At 41.3% G+C, this 13388-nt stretch carries 7 protein-coding genes; 3 read left to right on the top strand and 4 right to left on the bottom strand.

Features of this window, described 5'->3' with window-relative positions; translation table 11 throughout:
* Positions 1-35 precede the first annotated feature (35 nt).
* A complete protein-coding gene (locus BB427_RS05240) occupies positions 36-1463 on the bottom strand; it encodes a lytic polysaccharide monooxygenase (protein ID WP_069019176.1) in 1428 nt (475 codons plus the stop codon).
* 46 nt (positions 1464-1509) lie between these two features.
* Positions 1510-4623, bottom strand: coding sequence for a glycosyl hydrolase family 18 protein (locus BB427_RS05235; protein ID WP_069019175.1), 3114 nt, complete (start codon positions 4621-4623; stop codon positions 1510-1512).
* A gap of 405 nt (positions 4624-5028) precedes the next feature.
* Here BB427_RS05235 and BB427_RS05230 point away from each other — a divergent pair, with 405 nt between their 5' ends.
* Positions 5029-6351, top strand: a complete 1323-nt coding sequence (locus tag BB427_RS05230) for an HD domain-containing phosphohydrolase (protein WP_039495332.1) — start codon at positions 5029-5031, stop codon at positions 6349-6351.
* A 259-nt stretch (positions 6352-6610) separates the two neighbouring features.
* Here BB427_RS05230 and ydiJ read toward each other — a convergent pair whose 3' ends face one another.
* Positions 6611-9649 carry a D-2-hydroxyglutarate dehydrogenase YdiJ gene (gene ydiJ / locus BB427_RS05225; RefSeq protein WP_069019174.1) on the bottom strand — a complete coding sequence of 1013 codons (3039 nt, stop codon included), beginning with the start codon at positions 9647-9649 and terminating at the stop codon, positions 6611-6613.
* 139 nt (positions 9650-9788) lie between these two features.
* On the opposite strand from ydiJ, the gene BB427_RS05220 reads away from it, so the two are divergent.
* Positions 9789-9995 (top strand): PGPGW domain-containing protein, encoded by a 207-nt coding sequence (locus tag BB427_RS05220; RefSeq protein WP_010605524.1) that lies wholly within the window; start codon positions 9789-9791, stop codon positions 9993-9995.
* A gap of 34 nt (positions 9996-10029) precedes the next feature.
* Here BB427_RS05220 and ppsA read toward each other — a convergent pair whose 3' ends face one another.
* Complete coding sequence (ppsA, locus tag BB427_RS05215; protein ID WP_069019173.1) at positions 10030-12405, bottom strand: phosphoenolpyruvate synthase; 2376 nt, start codon at positions 12403-12405, stop codon at positions 10030-10032.
* A gap of 143 nt (positions 12406-12548) precedes the next feature.
* On the opposite strand from ppsA, the gene ppsR reads away from it, so the two are divergent.
* Positions 12549-13358, top strand: a complete 810-nt coding sequence (gene ppsR, locus BB427_RS05210) for a posphoenolpyruvate synthetase regulatory kinase/phosphorylase PpsR (protein WP_069019172.1) — start codon at positions 12549-12551, stop codon at positions 13356-13358.
* Positions 13359-13388 lie beyond the last annotated feature (30 nt).

Raw genomic sequence — 13388 nt, 5'->3', positions numbered from 1 at the left:
AGTTACATGTTGTACCCAATTAATTTGGGTTTTCTTTAAATTGCTTTCCAAACATCGGACGCGCCGGGCTCTTCTCCCTGGGTCCACCACTTGGCTTCATACACTTTCTGTTGATGCGTTACTCTGTCGCCTGCAACATAGGTAGTTGTACTATTCCAAGCTGGGTATTGGTTATTGGTGCTATCTTGAACGGTAATTGAGAAACTTACGGTCGTGCTTGCTTTGCCATCGGTGACATTAAGTTCAGCCTGAAAGGTTTGATCAGCCGTCACTTCAGGTGTTGAGATGGAAATCGTGTCACCTTCGCCACTAAAGCTAAGCGGTGCAGGAATACTCCAAATGAATGTCAGTGGGTCATTTTGGTCGTCAAACGCATGAGCATGCACTGTCGCTTGGCTATTTTCTGCGATGCTTTGGTTAGAAATTGGATTCACCGTAGGCGCGGTGTTGTCACCCCCTTTTACAACGCTAAGATTGCTGGTGTAAGCGGCATGCGGCAAAAATACTTCGTTTGCTAATAAGGCGTTTGCATCAAATGCAATTGAACCGTCCGGTTGCTTAACACCAATGTTGACCTTATTTCCGTAATTGCTATTAAGATAAAGAGCTAACTCAGCTTGCCATGTTGATGCATTAGTGGAGGTTACATTCAAATTATGGCTAATTAATTCATTTCCAGATTGATCAAACGTCCTAAACCACACGCTATCACCGGCTTTAGCATCTTGACCTTGCTTTAAGAAATAGCCGCTGCTCACCCATTCTGGTGGCGTGCCTGTTGAGGTTATTGTGATATCAGAACAATTGTAAAATCCCTCTCCTGCGACATCAAACCGCTGCCAACGGGTATATAAAACTGCATTGCCCTCACGGCCTTGCGGTATATCTATTTCCATTTTATAGAAGCGTTTACCTTCAGGATCCACAACGAAATCAATATTGCCAAATTCATTAATAAGCTCTAAATCATTCCAAGTCAGAGGAGATGTATCGCCATCGTAGTTTGGCTTTGACAGGAAAAACTGCCAAAAACTGGGATTATGAGGTGTTGTCGCCCTAAAGCTAATGGCAAGTTTATTTTTAGCGTTTGGCTCTACAACTGTACGCTGCCAGTGTGGTGAAACAACACTTATGCCACTTTTGTTTGGGTCACCAGCTGAGCAAAGCGTACCATTGGGGATATTCGCTTTTACCGCCTCTAGGTTATTGTAGTCAGCTGTATTGGTCGAAAATTCATGCTCTTGTACAAACTGAAAGTGGCCTGAGTCTAGAAAAGCTGCTCGACACGCTAGGTTTGGGATATTTGAGCCATCATCCGGCCACCAATAGCCTCCTTGCGCTTGACAGATTGCTTGCCTTGCTTTGGGAAAGTCCATAAAACCATGAGCTGAAACTGCGCTTGAAAGCAAAGCTGAGGTTGCGCCAAAAAGACCAAGCGCATATTTACGGTGTAAACTATTCATGCTTATTCGCCTTTTATAAAGGGGAGCAAAGCTCCCCATTTATTATTTACAAGTTGCAAACCTTGGTATAGTCGCTACTGACTGATGGTTGCTTATTGCTCCACCATTTCGCTTCATACACCGCGTTTCCTTCAACAATTAAATCACCTTGAGCTGCATGTGTGCCCTGTGGCAAGTTCGGGTAAACCACAATTTGACTGATAGGTGTACCTTTACAGCTAGTTACCGGATCTGTAGGCCCTGTACCAGGTGTTGCGATTGGTAGGTCGTTATATTCGCTGGTAAATGCATAGCGATTACCGTCTTTCTCAACCACAAAGTTAACAGGACCAGAAATCGGCATGTAGTACATGACTTGGGCATTGATGGTTTCACCAGGAGCAAAAGACTTAGGCGTTCCACCCCACTCGTTCACAAGCGTGATTGAGAATCGGTGGAATTCGTTTTCGAAGCCGCCAATATTATTACCCGCAGCATTTGAGCCATTTACGTCCACTGCCATACCAAGCTTTTCTTGTGCATTCCAGTTAGATTTGAAAATTGCCGATGTTGCAACAGGAACATCAAACGAAATTTTTGCGCCACTCAAATCTATCGCTGAGTTGTTGGTAAAGGCAAAAGTTGGTGCAATTGGATAGTTAGCATCTCCGGCTGGGAAATCTTTAGCAACGAATGTGACATCAACTGCAGAAGCTGGTTTTACAAAGGTCTTATTTCCTTGTTTAACCGAGTATGGCGTGCCACTTTGGTTAAACTTGTTGTAGGCTAAGCTTGTTAGCGATGAACCCATGAAATATTCATTTTTGCTTACATCATAATCGAAGTCACCAGCAAGCTCCCAGAACATGATTCCGCCTAGTTCTTGGTTGATGACATAGTCGACTTTCGCAGCCATTGACTCTTCATCTTCAATGGATAAGAAAACATTCTTGCTGGCATTCCAGAGCCAAGGAGCAACCGCTACTGAATCATAATGGCGGGCATAGGTACCGCTAATTTGATGCTCTGGGTTGTTAACTGGATCTAGTCCATAATCACTTAGGTAACTTCCTAACACGCCATTTTGAAGGTTTTTAACATGCCAAAGCGGATTAGAACCTGCGGGTACTTCTAAGCCAACATCGTTCTTGTCGTGCCACAAGTTATCGATACCCACAGCACCATTACCACACTTGTTCTTTTCACCGCTGCCAGTCCCCGGAGGACAATCAGCTTGGTTAGGTAATGCAGCTTGCCCCCAAAGGCCATTTGTACCACCCGTTACATCTCTAAAACCACGAGTATAATAAGGGATACCGATGTTGATGCGCCCAGCAGAGACAGAGCCTCTAAAATATTTGACCGCCCAATCAGTGTTTAGGTAACCAATACCTTCAAACTCTTTGGTGCCGTAAACATTCCACTGTTTTAGCTCGGAATCTTCGCCGGTGTCGAATAGCGATGCGTTATGACCAACGTGCTGGTTCCACGCTCCATGTAAGTCATAAGACATGATATTGACGTAGTCTAGATACTTGGTGACTTGGAATGTCTCCATACCACGTAGAAGGTAACCAGAAGACGGTGATGCGATCGTCAATAGATAGTGTGTATTGTCTTGCTGACCTGCTTGATCTAATGCTTCTCTTAGCTTTTTCATTAACACTTGATAAGAAGCATTCAATGCTGCTCGACGCGGGTTTGATATCGCAAAATCATCCGGGTGACCAGAGTCATTCATAGAAGATGGATATTCATAGTCGATATCGACACCATCAAAGTTGTATTTACGGATAAATTCAACTGAACTTGCTACAAACGCGTCAATACCAGCGTGATTCACGCTGCCATCTGCATTGGTCGTCATCGTATAGAAGCCGCCGCTGGCAACTCGCTTACCTGTTTCGTCAAAGTAGCCACCGGTTTCTGCCCAACCGCCGACTGAGATCAAGGTTTTAACATCAGGATGCTGTTTCTTAAATTTGTTCAGCAAGTTAAAGTGACCGGTATAGGGAAGAGATGGATCCATCTCTGCACCAGCAACCCCCGGCCAAGTCATATTCGTCGCTGCATTGTTAGGAGCTGTTGGATTACCTATTGAAACCTTGTTATTGGCATCAACGTGCGCGAAAGCGTAATTGATATGGGTGATCTTATCCCATGGAATATCATCAACTAAATAGCTCGGTTGACCATTCTTACCTGTCCTCCAACTGGTGAAGTAACCGATGACGCGTCTTGGGTGATCGGTGCCCATTTTTTCTCGACCGCTTTCATCATAAATATCACAGTAATTAGGCGATGTGTTTGGAGTCTGATAAAGACCATGCGGAACACAGCTGTTTACAACTGGCGGTGTTTCAACCACATTTGCGTTGAGTATGCTCTCTGCTGTCGCACCGGTATTATCTTCAACAACAAGCTTTAATGTTACTGTGCCCAGTTGCGTTGGTGTCCAAGTATGTTGAGCTGGTGCTGTTGCACTTTCAAATGCGACTTGGTCGTTAATAAGCAGGGTTAGTTTTGCTATTGAACCGTCGGGATCTGAACCATCAAGAACGATGTCTACAGGCTGATTAATAACCAGATTATTACCTCCGCCTAACGAAAGGTTTGCTGTAGGTAACTGATTTCCTGCCGTATTAACGATAATATTGGTTATTAATGTGTTGGATACAGCTTGCTTGTCATCTGTTGCAATTACTGAAATTGTGTGTGTTCCAGCGGTTGCTGACCAGTTAAATGAAAAATTATCACCTGTCGCTGTGGTATCAATACCAACTGACGTGCCATCTACAAAAAACTCTACCTGTGCTACTTGGCCATCACTATCTGTTGCATTTACAGAAATGGCAACGCTGTCATTTTCGATAAAAGCGCTGCCATCAGCTGGAAGTAAGCTCTGTACTGTCGGTGGTGTGTTGGTGACAACGCTGTCACAGTCGCCCAATTTTTTCCAATCATCCCACTGTCCAGAGTGGGTTACTGGATCTGCCTGAGTCCACCATTTCGCTTCAAAAGCTTGTTGCGATTTTTGTACTTGAGCGCCGCCATTATATGCCGAATTTTGTGACCATTCAGGTAAGCCATCACAATTATAAGCATATGAGTTAGCGCATAAAATGGCTCCGAGGATAGAAGCCATTTGCGATAATTTAAGGGTCTTTACATGTTGTTTCATAGTTTGGTTCTCCAACCATTTATTGTATTTGGTTAACAATAACAACATAAACCTAACACATAAAATCAATATGGCAACAACATTTTTCTCTAGCTGATAACGTTAACGTAAGCGTAAATTGGAGCTTGCTTTTCATCAAAATGTAATACTAAATTATTGATTAATATGCTTAGTTTTAGTTTTCTGACACATAGAAATAAAACTGTAATTATTTAATATTAAGCGATAGTTACTAGCCTACTTCTCTAAAGTTTATACAGTTATCAGTTTGTTTTTTAAGCATATATTGAAAAGTTATTAATAAGGTTGAAGGGTAATATTAGACTTAAGGCGTATTTTAATGGTTTCTTGTCGTGGCTTCCTTTTTGAACTAAGTTTAAATTAATTCATTTAGGAGATTGAACTTTGGAATTTGCTGAGCTATCAACGACTTCAAATGAAGCGATACGAGTGCTTTGTCTCGATGATGAGACGAATGTGATACGGTCATTAAATCGATTATTCCGTCAAAATGGAATACACGCAGAGCTCTGTAGTGATCCACAGCAAGCCTTGGCGCTGATCCGAGACTCCTCATTTGAAGTTGTTATTAGTGATATGCGGATGCCTGAAATGGATGGCGCTACATTTTTGCATGAAGTAAAGCGTATATGCCCGGACACGCAACGGATATTACTGACAGGATACTCAGATCTCGCTTCAACAATTAAAGCCATCAATGAAAGTGGGATCCATGCATATATTCAAAAGCCTTGGGATAACGATATACTCGTACATACCGTGAGAGAATGTTCAGAGAAATACAGATTAAAAAGCGTAAATAAGAGACTAAATGAAGAGATAGTACAAAAAAATGCGCAACTCACTGAGTTAAATGAAAACCTTGAAGGACTTGTACAAAAACGCACTGCGCAGATCCGCAAAGTGTTAAGTCAATTAGAGCAAGCGAATCAAAAAGAACGTAAAGAACATCGGGCTACCGTCGAGTTACTTTATAATTTTCTGAATGCAAATCCATTTATCGATGGTAAAAAAGCGAAGAGCATAGCCAAATTATGTAAAATTATAGCTAATAAGCTAGAACTTTCTAGTGAAGTAGCTGAAACGGCTATGATGTCAGGGTATTTAGCGGAAGTAGGTTTACTTGCTATGGACCCAGAAATTTATAAATCGCCACCCAGAAAACTAAGCGAAGCACAAAAGAAAATTTATTATACGCATCCTTCCATTGCACAGCTTATGTTGATGCCAGCGCAGCACTTATCTGACGTATCCGAGGCGATTTATCATCAATTTGAAAAATTTAATGGCCAAGGGATCCCTAAAGGTCTTAAAGGCAAAGAAATTCCTTTGGGCTCACAGATACTTGCTGTCGCCCGAGATTATTATGACAATTTATACAGCGCTAACGGTTCTGATAAAGAGAAAGCCGATTTAGCGCTAGATCTTATCCGAACCTATAGAGGAAATTTCTACTCCCCAGAAGTAGTTGATATTTTAGAGAAAGCAGTGAGTAACAACGAGCTAGGCCAAGAGCAAGTCGGTTCGGTTGATATATTGACAACTGAAAAACTCAAGCCTGGCATGATATTAGGTTTAGCGCTTCACAGTAATCAAGGAATTTTATTGCTACCAAAAGGCCATATCTTTACTGATAAGTCGATAGATAAACTTAAGCAGTTGGAAACACAACGCCCAATCCCCTTTCGAATTATGGTCAAGCGATAATAATAGCTTATCGACGACTGTACTATCGAATACTCGTTTGCTGGTGTTGTATAGATGATGGTAAATATAGCTTTTGAGTCTTTAATTGGATCAATATCATTGAGCGGTTCAATTATACTGGTTCGAGAATAAGGAACTTGTATTCGCGCAACACGGCCCATAGAACACATCATACAATAAAGTAAATTAACTCAGTTTATCTTCAGCTAAAACTATTAATAGAAAAAGCCCAGTAAACTGGGCTCGTTTGGCTACTACATTAATCTAGTAGTTTATTAAGTGCTTGAAGCGGGTGTTTTGGTTTTTCTCCACTAAAGCGTTTAACCTGACATCGACAAGAGAAGCCAGTCACTAATATTTCATCTTGAGCTGCGTTATCAATATGATGCTGCCATGAGGATTCATAGAGCGCTTTTGAGTTTTCTTGATTTTGCGCTTCGTGGCCATAAGTTCCCGCCATGCCACAACATCCCGTATTAACCGCTTCTAAATTAGAGTTCAACTTATTAAAAATACCTTGCCAAACATTTTTAGATTCAGGCATCGCTGTTGTTTCTGTACAGTGACTTATCAACGTAAATTTTGATGGACTGATTGTCGCAGCCGTTGGGATATCGACTGTTGCAAGCCATTCATGCGCTAATTGTACCTTAAAGTCTCCCCTGCTCTCTTTAAGAATATCATTATATTCATCGCGATAGCACATCACCAAAGAGGCATCGAGCCCAACTAAAGGCCTGTTATATTCACTGACAGTATTTAAAAACTGTGCGGCAGTCTTAGCGGTCGATTTAAATTCCTTTAAAAAGCCTTTAACGTGTTGTGGCTTACCGTTTGGCTTGAATGGTAATACGAGTGGATAAAACCCTAGTTTTGATATAACTTGCACAAAGTCCGATACTAATTCTGCTTCATAGAAACTAGTAAACGGATCTTGAACAACAAATACCACGCTTTTTTGTTCTTCATCGCTTAACTTTTCAAAACTGCGCTCTGAATAAAAGTGTTTGTTTGGCACTAACTTGCTAAGCTGCACCTTACTTAGCGCCGGAGAGTCAATATAGCCAATCAGCCGTTCAACAAAAAAGTTTGATATGCGATTACTTTGTAGAGCGTTAACTAAATTTGGAAACTTAGCCATGGTAGGCAGTGCACGCTCTATATTCGCAACTAAGTAGTCTTTAAGTGGACGATTGTAACGGCTGTAGTAAAAGTTTAAAAACTTAGCTCGAAACGTAGGAACATCCACTTTTATTGGGCATGCCGTTGTGCACGCTTTACAGGCTAAACATTCATCCATTGATGCTTTAACTTCATGGGAAAAGTCATATTGGTTTTTCTTTCGGGTATTGAGAAAGCGCTCCCACCAAGTGGTATCATTTTCATGGTTGATTAATTGCTTTTCTGCAGCAATCAAATCGACCCCTTTATTGCTTTGTAGTCGTAACCACTCTTTGAATAATCCAGCGCGTCCTTTTGGAGAGTTTCTACGATCTTTGGTTACCTTATACGATGGGCACATTGGTGAGTTGTCATCATAGTTAAAGCAAAGTCCGTTACCATTACAATTGATTGGCGCTTCGTAGTTTACTTTTACTTCAGTTGGGATTGTACGGTCAAACCAAGCTCTTTTCTGTGCATCGACTGACACTAATTGATCACTTGAATCCAGTGGTGTACAAATTTTTCCAGGATTTAGGCGATTGTTTTTATCAAATAAGCTTTTAATTTTACGAAGTTCATTAAATAGTTGCTCACCGAAAAACTCGGGCCCATATTCACTTCGGTAACCTTTTCCATGCTCACCCCACATTAGTCCTCGGTATTTTGCAGTTAACGCTACTACTTTATCTGAGATCACACGTAGTAGTCTTTCCTGTTCGGGGTCGCACATATCAAGCGCAGGGCGCACGTGTAAAACACCGGCGTCAACATGACCAAACATGCCATAATCTAATTGGTAACTATCAAGCAACTCTCTAAATTCAATGATAAAATCAGCAAGGTTTTCAGGTGGAACGGCTGTATCTTCAGCAAAAGCAAGTGGCTTTTTATTACCTTTTGCGTTACCCAATAAGCCAACTGATTTTTTACGCATTGCATAGATCTTAAGGATATCTGCTTTATCATTGGTAAGCTGATAACCAATTACACCCGCTTCTTTATTTGCAATAAGCTGATCTAATCGGTGACATAAACTATCGACTTTAGACGAAATTTCATCTTCGGATTCACCATTAAACTCAACCATGTTAAGACCTTGCATCTCAACACCTGGTACATCTTGAATTAAGTCCGATACTGAATGCCAAATGATGTCTTCTTTGGCAAGACCTAGAACTTTACTGTCTACGGTTTCGACTGATGTAGCATTAGCGGAAACTAAGAAAGGGCTGTTTCTAAGCGCTGATTCAAATGAGTCATATTTGATATTGATAAGGGTTTTATATGGCTGAATTGGCGTTAAATTAAGCTTTGCTTCGGTTACAACACCAAGCGAACCTTCAGAACCCGTAATAATTCGTGACAAATCAAAAGTAGTTAGTGAATCGTCGAATACATTTTCGAGGTCATAACCAGTTAAAAAACGGTTTAGTCTTGGAAATTTTTCAAGTATAAGTGCTCGATTGCTTCGACAGATCTCGATGACATTCGCATAAATGTGCGAAGTCTTTGAATTTTGCTCAGCTAGTAGCTCGGCTTTATCGATTGCTAACTTCGAGGTATTTAGCTCTGTTCCATCCACTAAAAAGGTTTTAAGCCCAAGAACATGATCGCTTGTTTTGCCATAAACGAGTGAACCTTGGCCCGACGCATCAGTATTTACCATACCACCTATTGTTGCTCGGTTACTGGTGGAAAGATCTGGAGAAAAGAAATAGCCGTAAGGTCTTAGAAAGTCATTAAGCTGATCTTTGATCACACCCGCCTGAACTCGAACCCAGCCTTCTTGTTCATTGATCTCAAGAATTTCTCTCATGTGTCTCGATAGATCAATCACGATACCGGGTGTAAGTGATTGACCATTCGTACCAGTTCCTCCGCCTCTAGGGCCAAAAGTGAGAGACAAAAATGGGTCTTGTTGGGCGATTTCAAGTGCAAGTTGTACGTCTCGATTTGTTCTAGGAAATAATACTGCTTGAGGGATTTCCTGATAGATACTATTGTCGGTTGACGTAACAAGACGAGTTGCATAACTCGTATCAATGTCCCCACTAAAACCTGCATCAGTTAGTTTACTTTGATAGAGGTTGATAAGTTCGTTTGCAGAATCCTGCTGACTAATATTTGCGATCATGACGGTATATTTTACTTGCTTTGAATTAATTGTATCACGAAGGATTAATGATCAACTTGAGAATTTTATGGTTTGTTACAATTGGAAATAGTTTATTTCACCACACACCTTATACTCATATTGTATAGGAGGAAATAACATGAAAATTATTTACGACCTTGCTGGTATTGTGTTTTGTATTCTAGCATTGATCTTCTTTGTTGTGCCCGGTCCATCGGTTATCTTTTTACTTGCGGCCTTGGTGTGTTTCTCGATGAATCATGAAGGCGCAAAGAAGCACCTAAAAAATGTGCAGCGTCTGTTTAAGCTTGGCTGCGAAAAGTTAGATAGGACATTTCAGAAATGAAATAGCCCCAATGTGGTGCATTGGGGCCATTAAATTATTTAGTAAACTTTTCAGCTAGATAAAGCCAAGTTTCAAGTACTGTATCTGGGTTAAGTGAAACCGAGTCAATCCCCTCTTCAACTAACCAAGCTGCAAAATCTTCATGATCCGATGGACCTTGACCACAAATACCTACATATTTGCCTTTTGCTTTAGCAGTTTGAATTGCCATTGAAAGTAGTTTCTTGATAGCTGGATTTCGCTCATCAAATAGATGCGCGATAAGACCAGAATCGCGGTCCAGACCGAGTGTTAACTGGGTAAGGTCATTTGAACCAATCGAGAAGCCATCAAAATATTCTAAAAACTCTTCGGCAAGCAGGCAGTTTGATGGAAGTTCACACATCATAATGACTTTTAGACCATTCTCGCCACGTTTTAGACCATGAGCTTCAAGGATTTCAATAACTTGAGCTGCTTCTTCTAGGGTACGAACGAATGGGATCATGATTTCAACGTTGGTTAGATCCATCTCATTTCGAACACGTTTAATGGCTTCACACTCTAATGCAAAGCACTCTCTAAAGTCTTCAGAAATGTAACGAGATGCGCCGCGGAAACCAATCATTGGGTTTTCTTCTTCCGGCTCATACTGCTGGCCGCCAACCAAGTTTGCATACTCGTTTGACTTAAAGTCAGACATACGAACGATTACACGCTCTGGAGCAAATGCTGCACCTAGCGTAGAAATTCCTTCAACTAGCTTGCTGATATAAAACTCTACTGGTGATTCATATCCTGCGATTAGCTCATTAATTTCAGCCTGTAGCTCTGCATCTTGCTTATCAAAATGAAGTAGTGCTTTAGGGTGAATACCAATCATACGGTTGATGATAAATTCAAGACGCGCAAGACCGATACCTGCATGTGGTAACTTCGCAAAATCAAACGCGCGATCTGGGTTACCTACGTTCATCATTATCTTCATCGGAATAGCTGGCATTGAATCGATGCGAGAAGAAATAACATCGAATTCAAGCTCACCTTTGTAGATATAACCTGTATCGCCTTCGGCACATGATACTGTTACCGTGTCGCCATTGGTGATCAAATCGGTTGCATTACCACATCCAACCACAGCTGGGATCCCCAGCTCACGTGCAATGATTGCAGCGTGACAAGTACGTCCACCACGATTCGTTACGATAGCAGAGGCACGCTTCATGATAGGTTCCCAATCAGGATCCGTCATATCAGTAACAAGTACATCGCCTTGCTTTACCGAGTCCATTTGATCAATTGAAGACAGGACTTTAACTACGCCTGAGCCAATCTTATGACCGATTGCACGACCTTCAACAATAACTTCAGACTTTGATTTTAGCTGGAAGCGCTCCATTACGTTCGCATCTTCATTTGAACGAACGGTTTCTGGACGGGCTTGTACGATATAAAGCTTGCCGTCATTACCATCTTTTGCCCATTCGATATCCATTGGACGACCGTAGTGCTTTTCGATAATAACAGCTTGTTTTGCTAATTCTTCTACCTCTGCGTCTGTAATCGAGAATTGGTTAGATAGTGCTGAGTCTACATCAACAATCTCTACTTGCTTGCCGTGAGACTCATCACTTGAGTAGATCATTTGGATTGCTTTTGAGCCAATATTTCTCTTAAGAACAGCAGGTTTTTCTTTTGCAAGCGTTTGCTTATGAACATAAAATTCATCTGGGTTTACTGCGCCCTGAACTACCATCTCGCCCAAACCATAGCTAGAAGTAACGAAGACAACGTCTTCAAAGCCTGATTCAGTATCGATTGAGAACATAACACCAGACGATGCTTTGTCTGAACGCACCATACGCTGAATACCAGCAGAAAGCGCCACGCCTCTGTGATCATAGCCTTGGTGTACACGATAAGAAATTGCACGGTCATTGAATAGCGAAGCAAAAACATGCTTGATAGCGACCATTACGGCATCAATGCCACGAACATTTAGGAAAGTTTCTTGTTGGCCAGCAAAGGAGGCGTCTGGCATATCTTCTGCTGTTGCTGATGAACGAACAGCAAAGGAGACATCTTGGCTTGCGTCACCGTGTAACTGGCTATATGCCTCACGGATTGCTTTATCTAATTCTGGTTGGAATGGTGTATCGATAACCCATTGTCTAATCTGGGTGCCGACTTTGGCTAATTCGTTGACATCGTCAACATCGAGAGTATCTAGGATTGAGTGGATTTTTTCATTGAGGCCTGATTGCTCAAGAAATTCATTAAACGCATCAGCAGTTGTTGCGAATCCACCAGGTACTTGTACACCAGCGTTAGCAAGGTTAGATATCATTTCACCTAGAGAAGCGTTTTTACCACCAACTCGAGGTACATCTTGCATACCCAACTCTTGATACCAGAGAACGTAGTCTTGCACGGAACTGTCTCCAAAACAAATTGTATTAAATGTGAGAGATTAATTGACCTTTCCACTTGGTCAAGGGCATTCTACAACGGTAAGGCAGTCTTCGTAAACCGCGATGGCTTATTTTCAACAATTTCTGAATGAATAATAGCAAAATGAGAACAGCATTTTATATTTCCGATGGTACCGCTATCACCTCTGAAGTGTTTGGTCACGCAACGCTTTCAATGTTCCCTGTAGAATTTAATCACCAAACGATACCATTTGTAGAAACAGTAAAAAAAGCAAATGAAATCAAAAAATTAATAGACTCGATTGCTGAGACTTCAGGTGAAAAACCATTGGTGTTTTTTACATTCGTTAATCCAGAATTGTCCGATATTATTTTATCGTCGCAAGGGGTTTGTTACGACTTTTTATCTTATGCGAGCGAAATAGTAAAAAGAGAGCTAAAAGTTCAGCCGGTGCCAAAAATGCACCGCACGCATAGCATTCACGAATCTTCTTATGATTTTAGAATAGATGCCGTTAACTACGCACTTGCAAATGATGACGGCGCAAATATTAAAGATTATGACGAGGCAGACATCATATTGGTTGGTGTCAGCCGCAGCGGTAAAACGCCGACAAGCTTATATTTAGCATTGCAATATGGGATAAAAGCCGCGAATTATCCGATGACAGAGGATGATTTAGAAAGTGGAAAACTACCCAAATGTCTGGATAAATACAAAGGTAAGCTCTTTGGCTTAACCATAGATCCCGAAAGACTAGCCGCAATAAGGCAAGAGAGAATGGCAAACTCCAAGTACGCATCAATCAGACAATGCCGTATTGAAGTCAAAGAAGTCGAGATGCTATTTAAAAAGAATAGAACGCCTTACTTGAACAGTACACGTTATTCCGTTGAGGAAATATCAGCAAAGATTATTTCTGAAACTGGGTTAAAGCGCCATAAATACTAAAAAGGCCGCAATGCGGCCCTTTGTTTGTTG

Origin of the sequence: Pseudoalteromonas sp. BMB (genome assembly GCF_001709235.1) — a bacterium.
In the GTDB taxonomy this organism is placed as follows: domain Bacteria; phylum Pseudomonadota; class Gammaproteobacteria; order Enterobacterales; family Alteromonadaceae; genus Pseudoalteromonas; species Pseudoalteromonas maricaloris.
Note: the sequence above shows the minus strand (reverse complement) of the source record. Positions and strands in the feature narration are given on the sequence as shown.

Excerpts from the sequence above, each read along its gene's own strand:
- BB427_RS05235 (WP_069019175.1), bottom strand. The coding sequence starts at position 4,623 with ATGAAACAACATGTAAAGACCCTTAAATTATCGCAAATGGCTTCTATC.
- ydiJ (WP_069019174.1), bottom strand. The coding sequence starts at position 9,649 with ATGATCGCAAATATTAGTCAGCAGGATTCTGCAAACGAACTTATCAAC.
- BB427_RS05240 (WP_069019176.1), bottom strand. The coding sequence starts at position 1,463 with ATGAATAGTTTACACCGTAAATATGCGCTTGGTCTTTTTGGCGCAACC.
- BB427_RS05220 (WP_010605524.1), top strand. The coding sequence starts at position 9,789 with ATGAAAATTATTTACGACCTTGCTGGTATTGTGTTTTGTATTCTAGCA.
- ppsR (WP_069019172.1), top strand. The coding sequence starts at position 12,549 with ATGAGAACAGCATTTTATATTTCCGATGGTACCGCTATCACCTCTGAA.